At 50.8% G+C, this 26065-nt stretch carries 21 protein-coding genes and 1 riboswitch; of the genes, 12 read left to right on the top strand and 9 right to left on the bottom strand.

Going from position 1 to position 26065, the window contains the following annotated elements; translation table 11 throughout:
- Positions 1-92 precede the first annotated feature (92 nt).
- The 5 genes from cmoA (at position 93) to AC6R03_RS13910 (ending at position 5344) form a co-directional block, all read left to right on the top strand.
- Positions 93-830 carry a carboxy-S-adenosyl-L-methionine synthase CmoA gene (gene cmoA, locus AC6R03_RS13930; RefSeq protein ID WP_487902693.1) on the top strand — a complete coding sequence of 246 codons (738 nt, stop codon included), beginning with the start codon at positions 93-95 and terminating at the stop codon, positions 828-830.
- Positions 831-970: 140 nt separating this feature from the next.
- Positions 971-1945 carry a tRNA 5-methoxyuridine(34)/uridine 5-oxyacetic acid(34) synthase CmoB gene (cmoB, locus tag AC6R03_RS13925; protein ID WP_500631920.1) on the top strand — a complete coding sequence of 325 codons (975 nt, stop codon included), beginning with the start codon at positions 971-973 and terminating at the stop codon, positions 1943-1945.
- Between the two features lie 159 nt (positions 1946-2104).
- Positions 2105-2845, top strand: a complete 741-nt coding sequence (locus AC6R03_RS13920; RefSeq protein ID WP_500631919.1) for an ATP-dependent zinc protease family protein — start codon at positions 2105-2107, stop codon at positions 2843-2845.
- Positions 2846-2857: 12 nt separating this feature from the next.
- Entirely contained in the window at positions 2858-4363 is a 1506-nt protein-coding gene (locus AC6R03_RS13915; protein ID WP_500625832.1) for an inactive transglutaminase family protein, read from the top strand.
- A gap of 3 nt (positions 4364-4366) precedes the next feature.
- On the top strand, positions 4367-5344 hold the full coding sequence (locus AC6R03_RS13910; protein WP_500631918.1) for an alpha-L-glutamate ligase-like protein: 978 nt from the start codon (positions 4367-4369) through the stop codon (positions 5342-5344).
- 102 nt (positions 5345-5446) lie between these two features.
- On the opposite strand, the gene AC6R03_RS13905 is transcribed toward AC6R03_RS13910, so the two are convergent.
- The 3 genes from AC6R03_RS13905 to AC6R03_RS13895 form a co-directional block, all read right to left on the bottom strand.
- Positions 5447-7081 (bottom strand): GMC family oxidoreductase, encoded by a 1635-nt coding sequence (locus AC6R03_RS13905; protein ID WP_500631951.1) that lies wholly within the window; start codon positions 7079-7081, stop codon positions 5447-5449.
- Positions 7081-8628 carry a long-chain-fatty-acid--CoA ligase gene (locus AC6R03_RS13900; protein WP_500629076.1) on the bottom strand — a complete coding sequence of 516 codons (1548 nt, stop codon included), beginning with the start codon at positions 8626-8628 and terminating at the stop codon, positions 7081-7083. The genes AC6R03_RS13905 and AC6R03_RS13900 overlap by 1 nt, the downstream gene beginning before the upstream one ends.
- A gap of 94 nt (positions 8629-8722) precedes the next feature.
- Positions 8723-10180: a coniferyl aldehyde dehydrogenase gene (locus AC6R03_RS13895; RefSeq protein ID WP_500631917.1), complete on the bottom strand. Its 1458-nt coding sequence runs from the start codon at positions 10178-10180 to the stop codon at positions 8723-8725.
- Positions 10181-10367: 187 nt separating this feature from the next.
- Here AC6R03_RS13895 and AC6R03_RS13890 point away from each other — a divergent pair, with 187 nt between their 5' ends.
- Entirely contained in the window at positions 10368-11420 is a 1053-nt protein-coding gene (locus AC6R03_RS13890; RefSeq protein ID WP_500631916.1) for an AraC family transcriptional regulator, read from the top strand.
- 115 nt (positions 11421-11535) lie between these two features.
- Here the strand turns inward: AC6R03_RS13890 and mukB are convergent, their stop codons facing one another.
- From mukB to cmoM, 4 genes are read right to left on the bottom strand one after another with little or no spacing between them, the layout of a single operon-like run.
- On the bottom strand, positions 11536-15993 hold the full coding sequence (gene mukB / locus AC6R03_RS13885; protein ID WP_500631915.1) for a chromosome partition protein MukB: 4458 nt from the start codon (positions 15991-15993) through the stop codon (positions 11536-11538).
- Positions 15990-16718, bottom strand: a complete 729-nt coding sequence (gene mukE, locus AC6R03_RS13880; RefSeq protein WP_334551013.1) for a chromosome partition protein MukE — start codon at positions 16716-16718, stop codon at positions 15990-15992. The genes mukB and mukE overlap by 4 nt, the downstream gene beginning before the upstream one ends.
- Entirely contained in the window at positions 16699-18036 is a 1338-nt protein-coding gene (gene mukF, locus AC6R03_RS13875; RefSeq protein WP_487902687.1) for a chromosome partition protein MukF, read from the bottom strand. Before mukF ends, mukE begins: the two co-directional genes overlap by 20 nt.
- Before the next feature lie 13 nt (positions 18037-18049).
- On the bottom strand, positions 18050-18847 hold the full coding sequence (cmoM, locus tag AC6R03_RS13870) for a tRNA uridine 5-oxyacetic acid(34) methyltransferase CmoM (RefSeq protein WP_500631950.1): 798 nt from the start codon (positions 18845-18847) through the stop codon (positions 18050-18052).
- 96 nt (positions 18848-18943) lie between these two features.
- Here cmoM and elyC point away from each other — a divergent pair, with 96 nt between their 5' ends.
- Positions 18944-19753, top strand: coding sequence for an envelope biogenesis factor ElyC (gene elyC, locus AC6R03_RS13865; protein ID WP_334551018.1), 810 nt, complete (start codon positions 18944-18946; stop codon positions 19751-19753).
- 114 nt (positions 19754-19867) lie between these two features.
- Here elyC and torR read toward each other — a convergent pair whose 3' ends face one another.
- Positions 19868-20575 (bottom strand): two-component system response regulator TorR, encoded by a 708-nt coding sequence (gene torR / locus AC6R03_RS13860; RefSeq protein ID WP_500631914.1) that lies wholly within the window; start codon positions 20573-20575, stop codon positions 19868-19870.
- Positions 20576-20813: 238 nt separating this feature from the next.
- Here torR and torD point away from each other — a divergent pair, with 238 nt between their 5' ends.
- The 5 genes from torD to AC6R03_RS13835 all read left to right on the top strand — a co-directional run bounded on the left by torD (position 20814) and on the right by AC6R03_RS13835 (position 25045).
- Entirely contained in the window at positions 20814-21521 is a 708-nt protein-coding gene (gene torD, locus AC6R03_RS13855; RefSeq protein ID WP_500631913.1) for a molecular chaperone TorD, read from the top strand.
- 238 nt (positions 21522-21759) lie between these two features.
- Positions 21760-22764, top strand: a complete 1005-nt coding sequence (gene purR, locus AC6R03_RS13850) for an HTH-type transcriptional repressor PurR (RefSeq protein WP_500629083.1) — start codon at positions 21760-21762, stop codon at positions 22762-22764.
- Positions 22765-22939: 175 nt separating this feature from the next.
- A riboswitch (cyclic di-GMP riboswitch) is annotated at positions 22940-23048 on the top strand.
- 204 nt (positions 23049-23252) lie between these two features.
- Positions 23253-23846, top strand: coding sequence for a TfoX/Sxy family DNA transformation protein (locus AC6R03_RS13845; RefSeq protein WP_500631912.1), 594 nt, complete (start codon positions 23253-23255; stop codon positions 23844-23846).
- Between the two features lie 198 nt (positions 23847-24044).
- The gene (locus AC6R03_RS13840) at positions 24045-24737 is read left to right on the top strand and encodes a TVP38/TMEM64 family protein (RefSeq protein ID WP_500631911.1); all 693 of its coding nucleotides are present in this window, start codon (positions 24045-24047) and stop codon (positions 24735-24737) included.
- The gene (locus tag AC6R03_RS13835; RefSeq protein WP_500631910.1) at positions 24734-25045 is read left to right on the top strand and encodes a putative signal transducing protein; all 312 of its coding nucleotides are present in this window, start codon (positions 24734-24736) and stop codon (positions 25043-25045) included. The genes AC6R03_RS13840 and AC6R03_RS13835 overlap by 4 nt, the downstream gene beginning before the upstream one ends.
- A 22-nt stretch (positions 25046-25067) precedes the next feature.
- Here AC6R03_RS13835 and AC6R03_RS13830 read toward each other — a convergent pair whose 3' ends face one another.
- Positions 25068-25868, bottom strand: coding sequence for an alpha/beta fold hydrolase (locus AC6R03_RS13830; RefSeq protein ID WP_334551028.1), 801 nt, complete (start codon positions 25866-25868; stop codon positions 25068-25070).
- Positions 25869-26065: the final 197 nt, after the last annotated feature.

Genomic DNA, 26065 nt, shown 5'->3' with positions numbered 1-26065 from the left:
AAGCGCGCAAAGATCTCATAAAATACGCGCCTTTTTTGACATCTGACGATGGCATGCTTGACTGTTTGCATCGGCCGTAGCGAGAGTGTGTGATGAACCCTAAGAGCAACCCAGATACCATTTTTTCGGCGCCAATCGACAAAATTGGTGACTTCACGTTTGATGAACGTGTCGCAGAAGTGTTCCCTGACATGATCCAGCGCTCGGTACCAGGCTACAGCAACATCATTTCAGCGATTGGCATGTTGGCCGAGCGCTTCGTTAAGCCTCACTCCAACATTTACGATTTAGGTTGTTCATTGGGTGCCGCGACCCTCTCTATGCGTCGCCACATCCAGCAAGAAGGCTGCAAGATTGTCGCTGTCGATAACTCGCAAGCCATGGTTGAGCGATGCAAACTGCACGTCAACGCCTATCGCAGCGATACGCCTGTTGAGGTGGTTGAAGCCGATATTCGACACATCGACATCGACAACGCGTCTGTGGTGGTCTTGAACTTCACGCTGCAATTTCTCTCACCACAAGACCGCTACAGTTTGCTAGAGAAGATTTACGCGGGTTTAAGACCTGGCGGTATTCTCATTTTGTCCGAGAAATTTGTCTTTGATGATGTCGGCGCCAACGAGCTATTAATTGATTTGCACCATGACTTTAAACGCGCCAATGGCTATAGCGAACTCGAGATCAGCCAAAAGCGCAGCGCGATTGAAAACGTCATGCGTCCTGATTCCATCAAAGCGCATAAAGAGCGCTTTGCCAAGATTGGCTTTAGCAGTTTTGACGTTTGGTTTCAGTGTTTTAACTTTGGTTCTATGTTCGCGATTAAGTAGTCATCACGCGCATATGGTGTCCATCAACGAATAGTGTTGTACGACACCCATCTCCACATTTGCACGCGCCGAGTCCCTAGAGGCCGCGAGCAAGCATAAACATCTAGGGCCATGCCTGTATCAACGAGGACCTTGTTTTCATGTTTAATTTTGCCGATTTCTATCAACTCATCGCTCAAGACACGCGTCTGCAACCTTGGCTGAATGTTCTACCACAGCAGTTGACCGATTGGCAAAATGCCGAACACGGTGATTTTGGCCGCTGGTTAAAAGCACTGAACAAGATCCCAGAAGGCGCGCCAGATCAAGTCGATATTAAATATTCGGTGACGTTGAGCAATGACACGCCATTCCATGAGGGCGAGTTAAAGAAACTCGAAAACTTACTGCGTACCTTCCACCCTTGGCGTAAAGGGCCGTACACCGTACACGGTATCCATATTGATACTGAGTGGCGCAGCGACTGGAAGTGGGATCGTGTCCTCCCTCATATCTCTCCACTGAAAAATCGCAGTGTGCTGGATGTCGGTTGTGGCAATGGCTATCACATGTGGCGCATGCTGGGCGAAGGCGCGCGTCTTACGGTCGGCATCGACCCATCACACCTGTTTTTGATCCAGTTTGAAGCGATTCGCAAACTGATGGGCGGTGATCAACGAGCCCATCTTCTGCCGCTGGGTATAGAACAACTGCCAAAACTGGAAGCCTTTGATACCGTCTTTAGCATGGGTGTGCTCTACCATCGCCGCTCGCCGCTTGATCACTTGATCCAACTTAAAGATCAATTGGTGGCAGGCGGAGAGCTGGTGCTCGAAACTCTGGTTATCGAAGGCGATGAAACATCCGTGTTGGTGCCGACATCGCGCTATGCACAGATGCGAAATGTGTACTTCTTCCCTTCCGCCAAAGCGCTCAAAGTCTGGCTGGAACTGGTTGGCTTTGAGCAAGTGCGTATTGTGGATGAAAACGTCACGAGCACTGGCGAACAGCGCACCACCGATTGGATGACGCATAACTCATTGCCAGACTATTTAGACCCAAGCGATCCGAGCAAAACCGTGGAAGGCTATCCGGCGCCACGACGTGCGATCTTAGTGGCGAAGAAACCCAACTAGGAATTCCGAATTTCTTAAAGATTTGACAATACGTTAACGCATTTTTGCTATCGAATCGTTACTCTCCAAACCCTTACTTTCTGCTGCCCAATGCGCCCAGTCAGTAAGGGACAATTTTTCGTTTTTTATCTCTTTTTACTGCCCAATTTAGGTTGATTAATGTTTTCAAGATTGACTCCGCTTGTCGCCCTTGCTGTGCTTTCAGGCTGCGCGACAACTGACGAAAAGCCGTACCATCAAGAAACACTCGCCGCGATTTCAGCGCAAGAAACCTCTCTTAATAACAAGCTCGAAAACATCGCCCTGCAACTGAGCAATCAGTCCGACTACATCGAAAGCCTAGAGAGCCAAGTCTTGGTGTTAGGTGGTGAGGTGGGTGAACTGAAAAAACGCGTCAACACACCGAGCAAAGCACAAACCGCACCCAAAGCGCCCACGCAGAAAATTGTCAAGGTTGACCCAAGTAACCGCATTGTGCTGGGAGAAATCGAGACGGTCACCATAGACAACGTCTCACAACGTTTTGACGCCCGAGTTGACACCGGCGCTGCGACCTCGTCACTCAATGCTGTCGACATTGCGGAGTTTGAGCGCAACGGCAAAAACTGGGTTCGCTTCCACCTCTCCGATGGTGTCACAGAGTTAAATGATGACAACTGGATCGAAGCGCCCGTGGTTCGCCATGTCAAAATTCGTCAATCCACCAATGAAGAACTGGAGCGACGAGTCGTGGTTGAACTTTGGGTCAAACTTGGAAAAATTCATGAAAAAGCGCAGTTTACATTGGCAGATCGCTCTCAAATGAGTCATCCTGTTCTTCTAGGTCGTGAATTCATCCGTGACATCGCCGTCGTCGATGTCAGCAAGAAGTACATTCACACGGAAGTTGCAAAAAAATAATAAGGTAACAGTATGACGTCAAAAGTCCCTTTTTATATTTCAGTGGTTGTCCTGATCTGCGTAGGGATTGCGCTGAGTCTATTTCGCCACCAAAGCTATGGTGTGCCTTGGACGCCAGGAGAAACGCGCCAAGTCTGGGATATCGAGGCTCGTATTGAATTTAATGCGCAAAATAAGCCCGTCAAAGCCTCCCTTGCTGCGCCTCATACACAATCGGGTTTTACCCTGATTAGCGAGTCGTCATCTTCTCCAGGCTATGGTGTTTCCTACATCGACACCGAAACTGGGCGACGTGCCGAGTGGTCCATTCGCCAAGCGAGCGGCGCGCAGACCATCTACTACAAAGCGCAGTTTTTGGTTGACCCGCAAGCCGACGTCGACCCGATTCCACCTGTTGCCGCCACCACCAAACCCACTTTCGATGGTCCTGTCGAAGCAGCAGCCAATGCATTGATTGAACTCGCTAATCAACGCTCTGCCGATGACATCACCTTTACCCGCGAACTGATCAAATCCATCAACGACTCAGACAGCCAGAACGCGGCGTTAATTCTCAATCGCATGTCTAAAGTTGAAGCAGTAAGCAAACTGCTCGCCTATGCGGATATCCCAAGTAAAGTCGTCGGTGTTATCGAGCTGGAAGATGGCCGTCGTCGCCAAAGCATTCAGCAGATGAACCAAGTGTGGGATGGCAAAAGTTGGGTGCTGTTCAACCCAAGCAAAGCGAGCCAAGTCACCGCAGAGAACATTCTGGTGTGGGATGAATCGAACGTCTCGCTACTTGATTTGATTGGCGGTCAAAACAGTCAAGTTCACTTCTCCATGATTGCTCAGGAAGTCTCGCCGTCTCAAGCGACGATGGACAAAGTGCAAGCCGACGGTTTACTCAACTTCTCTATTCATAGCTTGCCACTAGAAGAGCAAGCCATGTTCAAAACCATCATGCTGATCCCGATTGGCGCCTTGATTGTGGTTTTCTTACGCGTGCTGATTGGTCTGAAAACCTCCGGCACCTTTATGCCCGTTCTGATTGCGGTCGCCTTTGTGCAAACTCAGCTTGTGACCGGTATTGTCGGCTTCCTATTGATCGTCGGTACTGGCTTGGTTATCCGCAGCTATCTCTCTAAGCTCAACCTGCTTTTGGTGGCGCGGATTTCGGCGGTCATCATCACGGTGATTATGATCATCTCGGTGTTTACCGTGGTGGCATTTAAGATTGGCTTGACCGAAGGTCTCTCGATCACCTTCTTCCCAATGATCATACTATCTTGGACTATTGAACGCATGTCGATTCTCTGGGAAGAGGAAGGCGCTAAAGAGGTAGTATTGCAAGGTGGGGGCTCGCTACTGACTGCTGTACTGGTCTACCTAGCGATGACCAACCCTTACATTCAACACCTGACCTTTAACTTTATTGGTCTGCAACTGATCGTACTGGGCGGTATTTTGTTACTCGGTACCTACACTGGATACCGTCTGACTGAGCTGCGTCGTTTTAAGCCATTAGCGGAGGACTGAACGATGTTTTCACGTTTTACCTCTCCGAGTAAGCTGCGCCACAAGGGCATTATGGGCATGAACCAACGTAACCACAGTTATATTGGTCGCTACAATGACCGTTCAAAATACCCCTTGGTGGACGATAAGCTGAAAACCAAGATCATTGCCGAGATGCATGGCGCGACGACACCGAAGCTTATCGGCGTTATCAGTAACCAAGCCGAAGTCAAACGTATTCACAATATGGTGCTCGATTGGCCTGGTTTTGTTATCAAGCCAGCACAAGGCAGTGGTGGCAAGGGGATCCTTGTTATCACCTCTCATAAGGATGGCGTCTACACCAAGCCTTCCGGTGCCACCATCAATAAAGAAGATGTCGAACGTCACATAAGTAATGCCCTCGCTGGGCTCTTCTCGCTCGGTGGCAAGAACGATGTCGCTGTGGTTGAAAATCTGATCAAATTTGATGATTGCTTTGATGGCTTTAGCTACGAAGGGGTGCCCGATGTGCGCATCATCGTATTTAAAGGCTACCCAGTGATGGCTATGATGCGCTGCTCGACCGCTGCGTCTGATGGCAAAGCGAACTTGCACCAAGGCGCCGTGGGCGTCGGGATCGATATTGCAACCGGCCGCGCGGTGCGAGCGGTGCAGTTTGACCAACCGATTACTCATCACCCAGACACCGGCAAAGAGCTGGCGACCCTACAAGTGCCTCATTGGGAGCGCCTTCTGGTGCTGGCTTCTAGTGCTTGGGAGATGACCGGTCTCGGTTACATGGGCACCGACATGGTGCTGGACAAAGAAGAAGGGCCTATGGTGCTCGAGCTCAACGCGCGCCCCGGTCTGGCGATTCAAATCGCGAACGGCAGCGGACTACTCCCAAGGCTCCGTCACATTGAAAACATGGGCACGGCTATCCGTTACCCTACACCGGAAGAGCGCGTCGCCTATGCCGCGAAACAGTTTGGAATTTTCGCCAACGAAATTCCTGCTTGATTCCTTAATGTCTAAGTTGCCTTAAACCTCCAATAAAAAATAGCCGCTTAGCGGCTATTTTTGTTTCTGGTCTTTTGTTTCTTGTCGACCTCGGGTGTCACATTAGCTCGCGGCGCGCACGTCAGGGGTAGACTGCAGGCCATATTGACGCTGAATTTTATCCGCAGCTTGCTCGGCAATCATGATGGTCGGGGCATTGGTATTCGCGCCCACCAAGGTCGGCATCACCGACGCATCCACCACCCGCAGCCCTTCTAAGCCGTGTACCTTGAGGTCGGCGTCCACTACCGCATACTCATCGCTGCTGGGCCCCATTTTACAAGTACCGACTGGGTGATACTGGGTATCGGCGCGATTGCGAATGTCTTGTTCGATTTGCGCATCATCGGTGATATCGACCGGATAAAAGTTCTCCCCCCTCACCTCGTCAAACGCACGGCTGTTTAGCATGCGATGCTGCAACTTCCAGCCACGCTTCATCACTTCCATATCGTCTGGGTCAGCAAAAAATTGCGGATCAATTAATGGGGCTTGAGTCGGGTCAGCGCTCGCCAGCTTAACGGTGCCACGGCTTTTCGGCCTTAGCACAGTGACATGGCAACTGAAACCGTGACTGGTGTGGATTTTTCTTGCGTGGTCATCGACCACCGCGACCACAAACACAAACTCAAGGTCCGGCACATCGAGCTCAGGTTCGGAGTACGCGAACGCAATTCCTTCGGCAAAGTTGCTGCTAAGCTTACCTTTGCGCTCAGACATCCACTCAGGCAGCGCCTTGCTCATCTCAGCCGCCATAGAGAGCGACACACCAAAGGTCTCTTTCTTGGCGCTGGTTTTATAGCTATGGACAAGGTCGATGTGATCTTGCAAGTTTTCTCCCACGCCGGGTAGATGGTGGTGGTGAGTCAGCCCGTGCGGTTCAACATCGCTCTTGGCGCCTATGCCCGACAGCAGCATAATTTGCGGCGAGCCAAAGGCTCCGGCGCTCAAAATCACCTCTTTGCGTGCTCGAATTTGGTACACCTTACCCTTATGCTGGTACTCCACACCCACCGCACTCTTCTCTTCAAGCAGCACTTTTCGGGTCGTGGCTCGGGTAATCACGGTAAGATTTGAGCGATGTAAGTTCGGCGTGAGATACCCTTTTGCCGCGCTGCAGCGTTCACCGTTTTTTTGCGTCACTTGGGTGACCATAGCGCCAAACTGCTCTGCACCATTGATGTCATGATTTCTTGGCACCCCGATGGATTCACACCCATCAAGAAAACGCTCTAGTAGCGGACTCGGTGAACGCAAGTTGCTGACGTTAAGCGGTCCACCTTGTCCATGATACGCGTCGACGTGCTGCTCATTATGCTCTGCCTTTTTAAAGTACGGCAAGCACTCGTTGTAGCTCCAGCCGGGATTGCCTAGGCTTGCCCAAAGGTCGTAATCATAGCGATGGCCGCGTGCGTACATCATGGCGTTGATGGAGCTTGAACCACCGAGCGTTTTTCCACGTGGCTGATAGCCTTTGCGACCATTTAGACCTGGCTGAGACACTGTCTCAAACGCCCAGTTATTGATTTTGGTCGGCATCATCGCCACCGCGCCTACCGGCGTGTGGATCACCGCGCTGCTATCTTTACCGCCAGCCTCAATTAAGCACACGCTGATACTAGGGTCTTCACTCAAACGTGACGCCATCACGCAGCCCGCCGAGCCGCCGCCGACCACAATAAAATCGTATTCCATGATCACGCCTCCTCGGCATCACAAGGATGCAGCTCCCGTTTGAGAATTTTACCCGTCGCTGTCATCGGCAAAGATTGACGAACAAATATGCGGCGCGGGTATTTGTACTCTGCCAACTGCTCACGGCACCACTGAACCAGGGTGTCCGCGTCAAGATCACTGTCATGTTTTAACGTCACGTGAGCGTGGATCTCTTCACCCAAACGCTCATCAGGCTCACCCACTACTGCCACCATCTCAATCGCGGGGTGGCACATCATCACTTCTTCAATTTCACGTGGGTAGACGTTGTATCCGCCGCGAATGATCATGTCTTTCACTCGATCGACGATAAAGAGGTTTTGCTGCTCGTCTAAACGGCCAATATCCCCGGTTTTAAACCAGCCATCTTGAATCACTTCTGCGGTGGCTTCTTCGCGGCGGTAGTAACCTTTCATCACACTCGGGCTTTTCACGCAGATTTCACCCAGTTCTCCACACGGTACGCGATTGCCCTCTAAATCGATTACTTTCACCATGTGGCCACACAGTGGCTGACCGACACTGCCCGGCAGGCGCTCACCGTCAATGTGGTTGAACGTCGCCACTGGTGCGGTTTCGGAGAGGCCATAACCTTCAAGGATAGGCACTTCAAACAGCGCCTCAAACTGGCGAAGCACTTCAACCGGCAGTGAAGCACCGCCAGACACGCCCAGGCGCAAACTCTCTTTCAGTTTGTGCGCCACTTCGGTATCCGCTTGCCCAGCGCTGAGCAGCGCAATGTACATGGTGGGCACACCAGCAAACACGCTGACTTTGTGGCTAATAATGTCTTCAATGACCTGCTTAGGATCAAAGCGAGGCACCAGCACCATACAACCACCAATCATCAAGGTGGCGTTCATCATCACCGTCTGACCAAAACTGTGGAACAGTGGTAAGGTGGCGATGGTGGTGTCATCACGTTGCAAGCGCATCAAGTTTTGTGACGCCATCGCATTGGTGAGCATGTTGGTGTGTGACAGCTCTGCCCCTTTAGGCTGCCCTGTCGTACCTGAGGTGTAGAGAATCACCGCACTGTCATCGCCTTGACGCACAATCGACTCTAGCGGCTCGACGTCAGATGCCAACCACGCTTCCAACGAATGCTCGCCCACTTTGCCTTGTGGCATGGCGATATAGTGCTGACAGCCTTGTGCGGCATGAAAACCGTCTCGGCCGTATTGGCCCATCGGCAGCGCTTCATTGCCATCAAAACAGAGATACGCTTTGGCCTCTGAATCATTAAGGTGATAGGCAATTTCGCGCGCTTTAAAGAGCACATTCATCGGCACCACCACGCACCCAGCTTTTAAAATGCCGTAATAGGCCACCGGAAAGTAGTGAATATTGGGGCACGATAGCGCGACTTTATCCCCCGGCTCGAGACCAAGCTCAGCCAAGTGACGCGCCACCTTACCCGCCATGATGTCGAGCTGTTGGTAGGTGATAACGTTGTTCGCCAGTTTGAGCGCAGGATGAGAAGCAAAGAGCGCGGCATTACGCTCCAGATTGACAGCCAAGTTGTGCATGCGGGATCTCCTTATCTTAGCCGCATCAAGACGATGCGGCCCGTAAGTTTGTTATTGTGTGTAGGGTATTCCCCTTCTCGGGGAGAGGGTCGATTTAAACCGTTGGGTCGGATTTGCCGACAAATAGCTTCACCACGAGCTTCTGCACCCAAGTGCCGTAGGGCGGTGAAAACAACGAAATAGGGAACCACTCGCGCATTTGCAGTACGCTGCGCGCGTGGCTAAGCTCGCGAAATCCTTCTTCGCCGTGGTAGTTACCGATACCTGAATTGCCTATGCCGCCAAACGGGACCGAGTGGTTGAGGACATGCCAGCCCCAATCGTTCACGGTGACGCCGCCACTGTGTGTTTGGCAAAGAATGTCATCGCGCAGCGAGCCACTGTGGGTAAACAAATAGCAAGCAAGCGGTCTAGGTCGATTGTTGATGTACTCCACCACCTGCTCGATGTTTTTGTAGCTGTGCACCGGAAGCAGTGGGCCAAAGATCTCTTCCTGGCAAATACGCATATCGCTGCTGAGATTCGTGGCAATATAAAGCGGCGTCTTGCGTCCTTCCCCTTCAGGCAAACATTGAATGATGTTGGCGCCTTTTTGCTTCGCATCCTCGAGCAGCGCATGGAAGCGTTGATGTTGTGGCTCATCCACCAAAGAGGTGTAATCAGCATTGCCACTGATTTGCTGATACATAGCTACATGGGCATCACACAGCGCGTCGACAAACGCCTCTAGCTTGCTCTCATGGACAAACGCATAATCGGGAGCGATACAAATTTGCCCTGAGTTAAAGCCTTTGCCGTGCGCCAAACGCTTCGCCGCTTTGGTGACGTCATAATCTGGCGCCACAATAGCGGGAGACTTACCGCCGAGCTCCAATGTGACCGGCGTTAAATTGGCCGCAGCATTGGCCATAATGATCTTGCCGCTGCTCGGCGAACCGGTGAACACCAAGTGATTGAACGGCAGATGCGATATGTCCATCGCTTGCGGGTGATCGCCGGGGACAATCCGCACCAGATCGTTTGAGTAAATTTCCGCCAACATTTGGCTCAATACACGGGTGGTATTGGGACAGTTGGGCGGCATTTTAATCATGCAGCGATTACCCGCAGCCAATGCGGTGATCATAGGCCCAATAGAGAGATAAACCGGAAAGTTCCACGGACAAATGATGCCCACCACCCCTTTCGGTTGGTAGCGTATTTGCAATTTGTTGCCTTTAAATAGCCACTCCGTCGGGCGACGCTTGGCTTTCATCCAACCTTTCAAGTGACGAAGAACATGGTTGATGTCCAATATCGGTGCCAACACATCCGCCATCTTAGATTCGGTCTCACTGCGCCCACCAAAATCATCACTCATCGCTTGAGCTAATCTATCTTGATAGCGGCGCAACTGAGTTTTCAACGCCACTAAACGCTGCTTACGCACATCCAGTGACGGCATGGGTTCGTTGCGATAGGCCGTGCTCAACGCATCAAACCATTGCTGCAGATCTTGGTCTGAGGGTGAAATAACATCATGAGGTGTTTGAGGGTATACTAATGCATTCATAATCGATTCTCGTGGTACTGACACAAGTATTACAACATTTTGTTAACATGCCACCTAGGTGGCAAACAGACAAAAAACGGTGAATTTCGGACAAAAATGAGAGACTGCTGACAACATCACAGCCCCATCTTGGCTATACTCAACGCCAATATCCGTTATCTTACTCTCATACTGGAGCGGTCACACAATGCAACATTTAGCGGTTTATGAGCCTGATAGTAACGCATGCGGTCTGCTGGACGTGCAGTTGTTGGTGCGCTATCTCGGTCAGCGAGTGCCGCTCACAGACCTGCTGGATGGCAGTGGTGTCAGTGTCGAAAAGCTCTATCAACCCGACACGCAAGTCACCCTCGCCCAGAAGCTGCATATTTTCAGCAATGCCCTACTCTGTGCAGACGAGCCCGGACTTGGCCTTAAGGTGGGCCAACAAGCCAGGTTCAGCGATTTTGGCGTGTTGGGTTACGCGGTGTTTAGCTCCAGCACCTTGCTTGAAGCGATGACGATGGGATTCAAATACCTGAGATTGGCGGGGCCAGTGCTGCGCAAGCAGCTCCTCATCGATAAGGATTTGGGGTATATCCGCGCGGAAGAGTTAATTGATCTCGACACCTTGATGCCCTTTTGCTGCGAATACTGGTTTTCGGCAATTCAATCTTTGTGTGAAGAGGTGATGCAACATCCCTTCCCCTCACACCAATTGCATTTTCCTTACCCCGCGCCCCACTACGCATCATTGTATCAAGAGGTATTTCGCTGCCCGGTGAAGTTTCAATCCAAACAGCTGGAGTGGCAATTTTCTACGGATGTGGTCAATCAACCCTTGCCCACCGCCAACAAGATGACCTTGCAGCAGTGCTTAAAAACGTGTGATGAGATGCTGGCAAAACTGAGTGGCGCCAGTACCAGCTTAAAAGACAGGATTACTCAACGCTTAATCGAGCAGCCGGGGCACTACCCATCGATTGAAGTCGTGGCGCAGCAACTGGGGATGTCTTCACGCACGCTGAGACGAAAACTGACTCAAGAGCAGACCAGCTACCAACAGATTTTGGATCACGTCCGCTTCCACCTTTCACGCCATTACCTCTGCTCGACGCAATTGAGCATTGATGAGATTTCAGAGCGCGTCGGCTACTCAGACAGTGCCAACTTTCGTCACGCGTTTCGTAAGTGGAGTGGCGATTCGCCAAGTCACTATCGCAAATCGGCCCATGCGGAGCCCTATCTTGGTGAGCATTAGCGAATGCAGAGTACGCGACGTTTCGACAGAGAAGTCCGTTAAAGCAATAAGTCCGTTAAACAAATACGTCCATCCCACACATAAAACAACGCCCACCAAAAGGTGGGCGTTGACGTTAAAACTCTTCGATAAGTTGAGCGGCTTCACTCTTAGGCTTTTCGCCTTGACCAAAGCCCCTTAGGCCCACCACATGCACATGTTCGTGGTCTTTAAAGACTTTACGAACCAGCTTGTACGTGGTGCCTTTTTCTGGACTAATGTTCTCAGGCGCCGCGATCAACAGCTGCATATCGAGGCGGTCACACAGCTCGAACAGGGTTGAAATCGATTTGGCATCCAATCGCGCTGCCTCATCGAGGAACAGCAAACGACACGGCACAATATCTTTACTGCGTAAGCGGCGAGACTCCTCTTCCCAGCTCTGTACCACCATCAAAAGAATCGATTGACCGGTACCGATCGCCTCACCAGTAGAAAGCGCGCCCGATTCCGCTTGCAGCCAACCGTCTGAGCCACGGTTCACTTCGACGCTTAGCTCAAGGTAGTTACGATAATCGAGCAGCTCTTCACCCAGCACTTGCGGTGAACGTTGGCCCATATCGATGTGTGGGTTCACACGTTGGAACAATTTTGCCATCGCCTCTGAGAAGGTGTAACGCATCGACTCAAACAGGTCTTTGTGCTGCTCTTGACCGGTCGCTAGGCCGTTTAACAGCACCTCATGACTTTCACGAATCTTAACGTTCAGACGCACCCCTTTCACCTGACCAAACGAGATGTTCGAGAGACCTTGGTTGAGCATGCGAATGCGATTTTGCTCGCGCTGAATCGTCTTTTTGATGATGCTTGCAACGGATTCAGAGCTGATCGCCAAACGGTTTTCACGCTGGGTCAACTCTTCGGTCAAACGCGCCAGTTCCACTTCCATCTCTTCGATCGCTTCCACAGGATCATCGGTGCGAATGATGTCTTGGCGAATGCGCTCGCGCAGATGCTGGTAGACCGCAATGTAGAACAAGACTTTTCGCTCTGGGCGAGCGTTGTCTTCCGAAAGGCGCAGCGCATCTCGCAGATCTTCGTTGTCGGCCACCGCAAGGCGTAGCGCGCCCAATGATTTGTCCGACATCGAACGCAATTCATCCGCCGAGAGGTAGGCAAGCTCACGCTTATGCAGGCGTCGCTCGACATCATTTTCACGCGCCAATCGAAGTACCGAGCACCAACCCGCTTTTGCTGCCACAACGAACGTGCGCAGATCCGTGTACTCTTTTTGTACTTTCTTAAGACGCTTAGCCAGCCCTTTCATCTCAAGCTCTGTCGAGGTGATGGTGCGCTCATACTCGCTCTTACGTGCTCGCGCGCTGTGCAAACGTTCATGCAGCTCATCACGACGGCGCTCCGCACGTTCCATTGCGCCTTCATCGGCGTTGACACCATACTCTTGCAGCTCTTGTTTGAACTCTTGCACCGTTTCCATTTTGGCTTGGTGAGAACTTTTCAAAGAGGCGAGCACTTGGTTGTATTGGTTCAGTTGGTCTTGCGCAAGCTTAAGCTCTTCGCGCGCTCGGCCACGGTTGACTTCCGCTTGTGCCAACTTGGCCTTCAACTGCTCACTGAGTTCGCTGCTCTTACCCAACATGTCGATAGAATCGGAGTAAGCGAAGTAGTGGCGACGTTCAATAAGATCAGAGAGCGCAAAAATTTGTGCTTTAATCTGCTGCAGTGCCTCATCGGCTTGACGATAGTTCATCTCTAACGTTTCAAACTGCTGTGGGTCAGCCTCAAGCGCGGAGGCGATCGGCATTAGCTGCTCAATCGCTTTACCATGTTGGTTGATAAAGGCTTTCGCTTCGCTCAAGGCGCTCATCTGCGCGTCGAGCTCGGCAAAACGCTCAGCCAAGGTATCGTCTTCCACCAGCGACATCATGGGCGCTAATTTATCCAATGCGCTAAGCGCCTGTTTGCTCGCTTGCAGCTGACCGCGTAAGGTTGCCTCTTGCCCATCTAACTCGGCTAAGGTGCGCTGCACTAGAGTGCGTTTCTCGCGCGCGACTTGCAGGCTTTGCTCAGGATCGTCATCAAAAGCGACCTGAATGTGCTCTGCAACAAAACGGTTGAATGCTTGGTAAAGGCGCTGCAGTTTTTGCGAATCAAACGCCGCTTTGGCGTGCGCCTCGATGACCTCATCACGTTCACTGCGCAAAAGCTCAAGGCGCTGTTCACGCGCCGCACGCCCAAACAGTGGGATCTGAGGGAATCGCGAGTAACGCATTTGGCGCTCATTCATGCGCACGCAGACGGCGCCTTCTAGTTCTTGCGCATCAAAACTGCTGTCATCAAAGGCATCAATATCGCCTTCAATGATGTAGAGATCCTCAGGGCAGTCGTCCAGCTCAACCAGCTTTTGCTCGATGCCAGACAAATCCGATACCACAATCGCATGACGAGCAGGGCCATACATGGCGCTGAAGTACGGCGCATCGTCTATAGTGATGTCATCGTAGATTTCAGACAGCAACACACCACCCAGTGTATCCGCCAATCCTTTAAGGCGCGGATCGTTCGAGCCACCCGGTGAAGCGAGGCGCTCAATATCGCTATCGAGTGTCGCGCGGCGCTCTGCCAGTTTCTCTTTCGCCAGAGATTGCAGCTTCTCTTGCTCCAACACTTGCTGCATGTGCGCCATCACCGACTGGCTATCGCCAAGCTCAGCACCGCTTTGCTCACGCAGGTTTTCTAGCGCATCAGACGCGGCAATCCAAGCCGGAGCGAGCGCTTCCAACTGGGTGATCTGCGCAGCGTAATCTTGCTCACTGCGGCGCTGCTCACTGCGCTGCTCACGCAATGCTTCTTGATTGTGTTCAAGAGAGTCAATCAGCGCGCTGTGGCGTTCGCGCTCTTGTTCAAACGTCAGTTCATCAACCAGTGCGACGTTGTGCTGCTTTTGATAGCTCGCCACTTGCTCTGCGGCGCTACGCTGCTGAGTTAAGCTGCGTTCAACATCACGATGTTGGGCGCGCAGTTGAGCTTCGTTTTGCAGCGTTTGCTGCGCATCGCGCGCTTGATTGATCAACGCTTTAGCGCGTTCTGACGCCTCTTGGCGAGCTACCTTGCCCACGACAGACTCAACCAGCGCAAAGGCTTTATCAAACTGCTCGGCCGCCGCACTCGACATATCAAGTTTGTGCTTCATCGCGAGTAAGGCGTCGGTGCGCTCGCCCTGCTCAGCTTTCAAGCTGCTCACCAAGCTTTGCGCCGACTCGGCGGTCAGATTATTGTCACCCAGTAACGTTTTGGCTTTTTCCAGCGCTTGCACCGCTTGCTGATATTGCAACGCGCGCGTCTGCTGAACATCCAACGCATGTTGGTAATCGGCCAACTGACTCTTTAAGCTATCGACTTCTTCTTCAAAAACCAGCGCTTGGTCTTGCGCGATGTGAACTCGTTCATTCGCTTCTTCCACCACCATCATCTGCTCTTCAAGACGCTCACTGAGCTCTTCCAGATCATCTTGGTAGCGGGCAATTTTCTCTTGTTGACGCAGCGCAGTTTGCACCAGTTGCAAGTGGTCGGATGCGGCTTGGTAATCTTGCTCTAGCCCAGATTCAGACTCCACCAACAGCTCAAGCTCTTCTTGCACGCGTGTCAGCAACGCGTTTTGTTCGATCAACATTTCACGTGAGCTGAACAACTCGCTGCGCAGCGCCAAGGTCTGATCGAGTTTATTGCGTCTGTCGTTGGCATGACGCATATAATCCGCCGCGACATAGTTCGTCGACTCTGTGATCAGGTGTTTGAATAGATCTCGGTCCGCTTGAGTAGTTTTGATCGCTTCAAGCGTCATGCGGTTTTCACGCAGCGCCGATTCCATATCTTGGAAGGCTTTCTTCACTCCGCCGTTTTGTGGCAGTAGGTAGTCACGTAGCGAACGGGTGATGGCGCTGGAAATACCGCCATACAGTGAGGCTTCAATTAAGCGGTAGAATTTAGAACGATCGCCCGAGTTACGTAGCTTTTTCGGGATCACACCAAATTCAAACATCTGCGCGTGATAATCAACAATCGATGGGAAGGTTTTAAATTGCACCCCTTCAAATTGGACCACTGCCTCTTTGACTTCGTTGACTTGACGTACGCGCGCTTGGGTCGCCGAGACGGTTTCAATCAGTACATCGGTAGGTTTGACATGGCTTGGCAAGCCTTGAATGACGAAGGGTTTGATATCGACCTTTTTGTCACGCCCCGCCACCTGTTGCAGCTTAACGGCAAACAGTAGGCGTTGCTTACGCGAGTTGACCACATCGAGCGCCGCGTAACAGGCACCCGGCTGAAGTTTACCGTAGAGACCTTTGTCGCGAGAAGATTGGCTACTGCCAGCTTCGGTGGTGTTTCTAAAGTGAAGCAAGGTTTGGTCAGGGATCAACGCGGTGATAAACGCCGCCATGGTGGTCGATTTGCCCGCTCCGTTCCCTCCCGATAAGGTGGTCACCAGATCATCAATGTCAAAAGTGCGGGCAAAAAAGCCATTCCAGTTGACCATTGTCAGTGATTGATATTTACCGCGTTCAATCATGCTTCACCTGCTTGTGTCAGTTCTTCTTCGCCTTCTGGCGCATCTAGGTTATCGCTGTGCAAAAGATCGCCTTGGCTCGGCTCTTTGGTGTGAACCACTGCTTCACCATCACGGATGAGGCGTAGCTGCGCTTCACGCATATCGTCACCGACACGAACATCCGCACCAAAACGGAACACCGCTTCACTGATGCTGAATTTTCCGGTTTCACCGATGTTGATCACCATGCCCAAACGGCGCAGGCGGCGCAACGAGGTGCGCACTTTCTCGAACAGTTTCTCTTTGTCGAGATCAGAGCCGCTGGCTCGGTTGGTCACGAGCTTCATCAATTTGGACTCATCGGCCAGTGACAGAAGCTCATCGTACAACTCTTGGTTGGTAAAGATGCCTTCGTGAGCAAGACGCTCTGGGCTCAAATACAAAAAGCACAACACTTTGCCCACCAGCATATCGAGCTCAGACAGGACACTGCGGTTAATCAGCGACGTCGAACGCGGACGCAAATAAAAGAAGCCTTCAGGCGCTTTCACCAGTTCGGTGTTGTAACGCTGATAAAAACTCGATAGCTCCACTTCAAAATCCGACAACAAGGCGTGGTTGTCGAGGTCTTCGCTGGAGATGTGACGCCCGGCACGCAGCATGCTGTCTAGCGCCGGAAACAGCGGATTAGAGATCGCTTTGACCAGATTCTCTGGCATGTATTCATTAGTATCTGTCGATGACATTGGCTTGTACCTTTGCACCATAATTGTTGATCGCTTGCCAATCGGGCTGAATCGCTTGGTAATCGGACTCGGAGTAACCCAGTCGCACCGCTTGATCGACAACAATTCGGGCTAAATCAAAATGATGGGTATAGGGGTGCTCGGCGAGGTAGTCGCGCAGCACTTGGCCTAAATCAATAGGCTGACCCTGCGCTTTGTGCACTTGGAGCATCTCCCCAATGCGCTCAGACAGCGCATCATTCACTTGCTGAAATTCTTCGTAGACCACATCGAGTGGCACTTGACCGGTCACTTCATCATCACGCAACACCAAGGCTTCATCACGTAAATCGCTCAAACGCTCCGCATCGGCGTAAGTGAGGTACCAAGGGTTCTCAAAGTAGTCTTTGACCGACTGACGTAGGCGCGAGCTAAACGCGCGGTTTTTGTCCATGTCGATGGCAGTTCGTATGAACTTGTGCACGTGGCGATCGTAACCAATCCAGAGATCAATTGCTTGCTGACCCCAACTGGTGATGCGGTCGAGCTTCATCTGCAACACAAACAGGGTTTCGGCAATAAACTCGAGCTCATCATCGCCATGTACCAACTCTTGAATATCGAGGATTTGGCTTTGCAGCTCATCACCCGCCGCTTGCAAGGTGTCTTGTAGCTCTTTCAGTGTGCTGGAGGTTTCTGACAGCAAGGATTCACAGTTATTGATCGCATCGCGCCAATCTTTGTTAAGTAGCTCAGCTATCTGTGTTTTGACCGACTGCTGCTGCTCATCCATCACGCGCTGGTTTAAATCAATCTGATCGAAAATTTCACCGACTGAGTATTTCAGCACGCCGTAAACGTTTTTCTTCCAATGACCCGCCGTTCCGCCTTTTTGTGCCGCTTCAATGGCTTTCGCCATTTCGTCCGCCACCATAGACAGTTGGATAGAGAGTTTCAGTTTGGAAAATTCGCGATGACGAACATAGTAGTCCGTAATGCCGATGGCCAACGGCGAGAGACGATAGATACTCGCACCGTCGGTAATTTCGCTGGTAAAGCGGCTGATAAGGCGCTGTTTGACCATGTCATTGATGGCGTTGTTGGCGCGAAACGCCGACGCTTCGCCCGAATCGGCAAACAATCGAGTGACAATGGCGAACGCATCATGCAACTCCCCTTCACCTAACTCTTCATCAAACCTTTCATTACTCAACACGGCAATGGCGATCAAAAAGGCCAAGCGTTCGTTGGTCAGGTTCAATGAAAAATCATGCTGCTTGACCCAACCCACCAACTCATCAATCGGTTGCTCAGCGGCATTCAGAGTCATTTCACTCATGGTTTATCCTGTTTTAATTCTTTCTTGCCCAAACGTGGATATAGCGTCCGAGCGACACATACGGTTCTTGGCGGCACAGTTGCCTCTCTAGGGCCAAGACATCCTCACTGGTGTAGTCACCCATATACTGGCGATCGCCAATGTAGTCACTGAAACAACGAATGCCGGATTTCCCTTCAATGTGAAACCCCGACTCCTCTATCCAACGGTAGACATCTTCAGGCTTAAGCCCTTTTTGGGGCTGAAGCTTAAATCTCTTTCGGTGCGGCATTCCCTCTAACACATGCGGAAGGTTGCCACACACGACATTTTTGTACACGAGGCCATGATGGTTGTAGAACATGACCGACGCGATACCGCCCGGTTTGACCTGCTCTAACAGCGTTTGCAGCGCTGGCTTTGGCTCAGCCAACCACTCCATGACGGCATGAAACATCACCAAATCCGCCGGTTGCTGCTGGTGTTGAGCGATGGATTGAACGGGCGAATGAATCAAGCGATACTGCTCAAGCAAGCCATTTTTTGCAATATCCTGCTCAGCTAATTGCAGCATTTCAGAAGATAGATCACATAACGTAATGCGATGGCCTAGTTTCGCCAGCTTTTGCGACATTTGTGCCAACCCACCCCCGGCATCGAGCACGTCGAGTGGTGAATCACTGGCGGGTAACGAGGCGAGGATGGTTTGAAGGTCTTCCCAAACAATGACTTGTCGAATCTCGCCTTTGTCAGAGCCGTATATATTTTTTGCAAATTTGTGGGCAATATCGTCGAAATTGCGGTCTTCAGTCACAGCAGCTTGAGTTATGATGTTGAATCGTGCTGCTATTCTGTCACAAGAAAGGCAGGAATAAAGAGGCTTTCTCTTAAATTATAATCAACTGGTGTTTTTTCGGACTATTTAAGTATGTTTGAGCTGAAAAAAGTCGTCTCGGCTTTACTTATGCCTTTGCCAGCCCTGCTGATCATTGGCCTTGTGGGACTCATGCTCGTCATGTTCACACGAAAACAAAAAACAGGATGTTTCGTTGTTCTCTTCTCGTTTGTTGGCATTTTTCTCGTTGCCTTCCAGCCCGTTTCATCACGTCTTCTCATGCCTATCGAGCGCCAATACTCGGCCTTTTTTCCTGTCGATGAATCGATTGATTATGTGATGGTGCTTGGCAGCGGCCATGTTGTGGACGACGACATTCCGCCCACCTCAGAACTGAGTCGCGCCGGCCTAATGCGTTTGACCGAAGGGATTCGTGTGATGCGAATTTATCCGGGCTCTAAACTGATTCTCTCAGGCTATGCCGCCGGTTCTGAAGTGAGCAATGCGCGCATGATGGCTAAAGTAGCGCTGGCGCTTGGCGTTTCTAAATCTGACATCATTCTGCTCGAAACCGCCAAAGATACTTGGGAAGAAGCGCGCCAAGCGGCAGCGTTCGTTAAGAACAAGAAGTTGGTGGTGGTCACATCGGCCAGTCACATGAACCGTGCCTTAAATGAATTCCACTCCGCAGGATTGAAACCTTACGCCGCGCCGACCAACTACCTAGCGCAGAGAAACATCGATCAAGCGTGGGAGAAGTACGCGCCGAAGGGCAAATATCTCGAACAAACTGAGCGCTACTGGCATGAAACGCTGGGCACCATTTGGCAACACCTGCGCGACTGGGCGTCCGATTATGAAGAGCAAGCCTTGGAGGTGGAGGCTGCGCAGAGCGACGTTTAACCGGCCGCCAGCGTAGACGGAGAACGTCTTCCACTTAACACAAAAATCCAGGCTGCATGCCTGGATTTTTCGTTTCTTTGGCATCAATCTGCGCTCGTTCATTGCCGAAAACCGTTAATCTCCGGCGAACATGTAGCCTTCGCCGTGCACGGTGACGAATATCTGCGGATTTTTTGGATCCACTTCCATCTTCGCTCTCATGCGCCGAATCAGGACATCGATGGTGCGGTCATTGGGTGCGTCCACACGATGACTGATCATATTAAGAATGCGTTCCCGACTGAGCACTTGGTTAGGGTGAGAGGAGAGCGCCACCAAAAGCTCATACTCTGCTTTAGTCAGTTTGACCGGTTCATCCCCTCGGCTCAAAGCGCGGCGCTGAATATCGAACGTCCATTCAGCAAAGCGGACCACGCCGTCTTGCTGATCGCTGCCCGCGTTTTGCGCTCCCGCAGCCAGTGCGATGCGCCACAAGAGGTTCTTGACTCTGACGAGCAGTTCCCTAAGCTCAAATGGCTTGGTGACATAATCGTCCGCGCCCATTTCTAAACCAACAATCTTATCAATGCTGTCGGTACGCCCGGTCACCAAGATAATACCGATGTCCGATTGACTGCGTAGTTCACGCGTCAGCATCAAGCCATCTTCGCTGGGCAGATTAATATCCAGCATCACCAAATCGACCCGACTGCTGCTGAGTACATCGCGCATCTGCGCGCCATTCTCAGCTTGGCTCACCTGATACCCTTCGGTTTGAAAGTAGCCCGCCAATTTACGGCGAGTCACTTCATCATCTTCAACAACCAAAATGTGGTAGCTCATCGGCTCTACTCACTTATTCACACACTGATTCAATGGCTTTATTCTATTCATAATTAGTCACAACTCCATCTTTGTCCTCTTTGTGAAGCGAAAAGTTGGCGATTCATTGATGCAAAGCAAGCTTTGCCGCCCTGTTCACAAATTGCCATATTTGACCATTTCTTCTCATAATCTGGTTGACCGCTGTTCATTTTTATCCGTTAGACTTAACGGCATCTGATTCAGTTGAGAGCCCATCATGCCAGAGACACCGAACGCCCAGATTTCCGACCCTTTATCTCCCGCCGAAAAAGAGCAGCGCGCCTTTGATGAGCAACGCGCTGAGCTCTACTGGTGGTTTTCGAGCGTGTTTGCCAAAGAGCTCTCAGAGCAAGAGCTGGCCCAATATCATTCGGTGGACACACGTACCTTTCTGACGGGACTTGCACAAACCCCTGAGCTTAACGTCGCCGCAGACAGGCTCATCGATGCATTGAACCGATTGCAAGACAGGCCAGATGCTCAGTTGGAACTATCAGCCGACTATTGCGACCTGTTTTTAAAATCCGACCGAGACAGCGCGCTGCCTTACGCCTCTGTCTACTTAGATGAATCAGGACTGCTCAATGGTGAGCCTGCCAAACAGATGGACGCTTTACTTGAACAACACGGCGTCGCTGTGCATTCAGGGCTCAATGAGCCTTCTGATCATCTCGCCATAGAGCTGGATTTTTTGGGTAACCTGATTGTGCGCGGCGCTCATGCAGCAGAGCAGATGGCAGGCGACACGCATCTCGCCTACCAAGAGCAAGCCGATTTTATTGAGCAGCATCTACTCCCTTGGATTGAGAGGTTTGCCGAGCGCTGCCAGCGCCTCGACACATTCGGCTTCTATGCGGCGCTGTCGTCGCTATTGTGCGCGTTCATTCAATTGGATAAAGCCTACCTGCAAGGCGATAGCGATTAAGCCCATACAAAAGGTGTGGCGAGATCCCAAAGGCGGGTTTTTTATTTGCCCAAATCGACGTTGCGGACTACAATCCGGTCCGCAAACGATAAAACTAATAAATACAAACCGCTTTTTGAGGGCGGTTTTTGTGTTTCTGATACTTTCTGTCTACATACTCTAAACTTTGTATAGACTTTACTTTTATAGACTTAACTTTTCATAGAATAGTAGGCAGTCATCGACAGGACAAAACCATATGGCCACGATTAAAGACGTCGCTCGCTTAGCGGGTGTCTCGACCACCACTGTATCCCATGTGATCAACAAAACACGCTTTGTCGCTGAAGCCACGCAAGAAAAAGTGATGGAAGCGGTTCAAGAGTTGAACTATGCCCCAAGTGCCGTTGCACGCAGCCTGAAATGTAACTCGACACGCACAATAGGCATGCTGGTTACTCAATCGACCAACCTTTTCTTCTCGGAAGTGATCGACGGGGTTGAGAGCTACTGCTACCGTCAAGGCTACACCTTGATCTTGTGTAACACTGGCGGCATCTACGAGAAACAACGTGACTACATTCGCATGCTGGCGGAAAAGCGCGTTGATGGCATCTTAGTGATGTGTTCAGATTTGACCGAAGAGTTGAGCGAAATGCTTGACCGTCATAAAGACATCCCTAAGGTGGTGATGGATTGGGGCCCGGAAAGCTCACAAGCCGATAAAATCATCGACAACTCGGAAGAAGGCGGCTACCTCGCAACAAAATACCTGATTGATCACGGCCACAAGCGCATTGCTTGCTTGAGTGGGCATTTTGAAAAAGCGGCCTGCCAAGAGCGCATCCAAGGCTTTAAGCGCGCAATGAACGAGTCGGGTTTGAGCGTCAACGAAGATTGGATCTTAGAAGGTAACTTTGAGTGCGATACCGCCGTGCTTGCCGCGGACAAAATCGTCGCCATGGACGAAAAGCCAACCGCAGTATTCTGTTTCAACGATACGATGGCGCTCGGTTTGATGAGCCGTTTACAGCAAAAAGGCATTCGTATTCCAGAAGACATGTCGGTCATTGGTTATGACAACATTGAGCTAGCCGAGTACTTTTCACCACCGCTAACGACGGTTCACCAGCCGAAGCGCCGTGTGGGTAAAAACGCATTTGAGATTTTGCTCGAACGTATTAAAGACAAAGAGCATGAAAAACGTATTTTTGAAATGCACCCAGAAATCGTCGAGCGCGATACCGTGGCGACGGTGAAATAGACCAACGAACAAGTTCAGCACATCACATCGACTAGCCCAGCGAGAATACTTCTCATCCGCTGGGCTTTATTCTCTCGGTAACACCCCTCTATTTTATGAACTAAGATCACATTTAACCCATCAAAACGTGATGTTTAGCCCATAAATTATTTATGCTTATTATGTTCGACGAATGCCACGAACAGGGCAAACCATTTCGAAAGGATGGGACGCAAAGCTTCCGGCCTGTTGCAGCCACTCAACTATTTCAACGTTGATGACTGCTTGGTAGCGGGGTTGCCGATGGCAAATGTGCACTTCGTAATTCTTTATCAAAAGCAAAGAATACAATGAGTTAAACGTTGCGCGCGCATTATGCGCTCACACCGTGAGTAGGATTATTCTTTTATGAGCCAGAATGACACCCTACTGACACAAAACCTGCATATTTTTGCTAATCTCTCGGACCTGAATTTGGTGGCGTATTGTAATACACCGAGAATAACAGCATGGATAAACCAATTTTAAAAGACTCAATGCGATTGTTTGAACCATTGGGCAAGATCAAGTCTCGCTCAATGTTTGGTGGATTCGGAATCTTCGCTGATGACACCATGTTTGCCCTCGTGGTAAATGACAAACTTCACATACGCGCCGACGACTCGTTGGCCCAACAGTTTAATGCTCAGGGACTCGAGCCATACGTGTATAAAAAGCGTGGTTTCCCTGTGGTCACCAAATACTACGCCCTTGGCCATGACTGGGATCAGGATGTCGCTCAGACTATTGCGATGGCAAACACTGCACTAGAGGCGGCCAACAAAGACAAGCAGCGTCAAACCAACGCCAAACCAACGCGCCTGAAAGATCTGCCGAACTTGCGTCTAGCGACCGAGCGAATGCTCAAGAAAGCGGGTATCGACAGTGTCTCCCGTTTGGAGCAGACGGGCGCAGTGGAAGCGTATAAAGCGATTCGTTCCACACACTCTGCCGACGTCAGTATCGACCTGCTGTGGGCACTTGAGGGGGCAATTAAAGGTACGCACTGGTCTGTGGTCCCTCAAGCAAGACGCGACGAGCTCCTGAATCAGCTGCAAAGCTAGTCAGCGATAGCGTTCATTAATTCCAATACCCTTCTCAAGCCAGCCGAACACCGCTGGCTTGAGACGTTTTTAGCCGATGCTTTTTCAGCGTTTCCATTCCTTAGTCATAGAATTCAACGTGTTTTCCCCTTAGGGCGAAATTTTTTACTGGCTTTTTGGTTCATATCTAACAATGATGATGTTTTCAAAGGGATCCATATGAACAAGAAACTGCTTTTAGGTATTGGTTTGCTCGCTCTGATTGTGTTTTTAGGCGCAAACTTTGGTCAATACCTGACACTTGATAACGCCAAAGCTCAGCAGCAAGCGCTGGCTGAAATCATTGACACCCACTTTGCCCTAGCCGCGCTGAGTTACTTCTTCGCCTATGTCGCTATCACCGCCTTCTCGATCCCTGGAGCGGCCGTCGTCACCTTGCTTGGCGCTGCGCTGTTTGGCTTTTGGACCAGTTTATTGCTCGTTTCTTTTGCCAGTACGATAGGTGCCACCTTGGCGTTTTTAAGCAGCCGCTTTTTACTCAAAGAGTGGGTACAAAGCAAGTTTGGCGATAAGCTCGCGACAATTAACCAAGGGGTCGAAAAAGATGGTGCGTTTTATCTCTTCTCACTGCGCCTTATACCGGTGTTCCCTTTCTTTTTGATCAACCTCTTGATGGGTCTTACGCCCATCACCATCGCGCGCTTCTATCTGGTTAGTCAACTGGGTATGTTGCCGGGCACGGCCGTCTACCTCAACGCCGGGACTCAGCTAGCGCAAATCGACAGTTTGTCAGGCATCGTCTCCCCAACGGTACTTGCCTCTTTTGCGTTGCTTGGGGTATTCCCTATCGTTGCCAAATGGGTAATGGCCAAACTCAAAGCGACACCGCAATCCAATGGGCAAGCGTCTTGAAAATTTTTATTGCCACGACACCACCACAAGCACACATCGTGTGTGAAATGCTGCGCAGCGAAGGAATAGCCTGTGAGGTGAGAGGTGAAGGTTTGTTCGGCTTGCAGGGAGAGATTCCGTTTGGCGAAGAGGCCAGCCCGTACGTTTGGTTAATTCGCCCAGAGCAGAAGCAGGCGGCACTCGCGCTGATTGATGATTTCCAACAGGACACCCCCGACAACATGGTTTGGGTTTGCCCGACTTGCCAAGAAGAAAATGACGACCATTTTCAGTTATGTTGGCAGTGCGAGCACACCAAACCAACTTGAGTGTGCTTGGAGTCAACCGAGATTAAGCAGTGAGGTGTTGCTGAATGAAGGCGATGGAGTGATCGTTAAACTCATCTGGGCGCTCAACATTACACACATGGCCACAGTCAGGAATTTCATGCAGCTCACTGAGCGTATGTGCTGAGACCATCTCTTTCACAGGGGTGATGAACATGTAGTCTTTTTCACCCATCAGATAGAGCGTAGGAATAGGTAACTCGCGGTCTTTGAAGTAGCGCATCAGAGGGTTCACCTCTGCGGTCAAAATAAACCAACGCTTGAACTCCTTTTGGCACAACTTCTTCGCTTCGCGGATAAACATATGTCGCGACTCTTTTTGTGCTCGCTGCGGCATCACAATGTAGGCAAACAGTCGATAGAGCCACATGTAGGGCACAATGTGTTTACACAGATTGCCCAACTTCACCAGTACTTGAGAGCGTGTGTTGAGTCGTGTGACGGCGCCACCTAACACCATGGTTTTTACGCGCCCAGTCGCTAGCTCCGCTAAGTTACGGACGATGATGGTTCCAAGCGACATGCCGACAAAATGTGCCGACTGAATCTTTAGGTGATCGAGCACTTTTAAGATGTCTAATGTGACCTCTTTAAAGGTGTAGCGATTGGCAATGATCTCCTTAATCAGCTGGTTCGATTTTCCATGGCCGCGCAAATCAATCAGCAGCAAATTAAAATGCTGCTTGTAGGCTTTGATCTGTTTAAACCAAATCGATGAGCTGCCGCCTGCGCCATGCACAAAGACCACCCACTCATCGCTAGTGGGGTGTTTAAAAGTCTTATGGAATAGCAAGCTTTGAGTCATAGTCGAAAAATAACCGTTATCGTCACACAATTCAGGGCGCAGGGTAACACAAAAGCGCCCGTGTTTTTGTTTAGCATAAACGAAAACCGCCACTTTAGTGCAATCGGAAATGTTAGAAAAAATGAAAGCGCCGTGAGACTGTGCAAGCACAAAACCCCTCAGGCGCTTTCTTTATGCGGACCTATTGTCGTCTTTAC

This window comes from Vibrio sp. R10-SG-ISO4 (assembly GCF_059834135.1).
The sequence above is the reverse complement of the archived record's forward strand: the minus strand, read 5'-3'. Positions and strand labels throughout refer to the sequence as shown.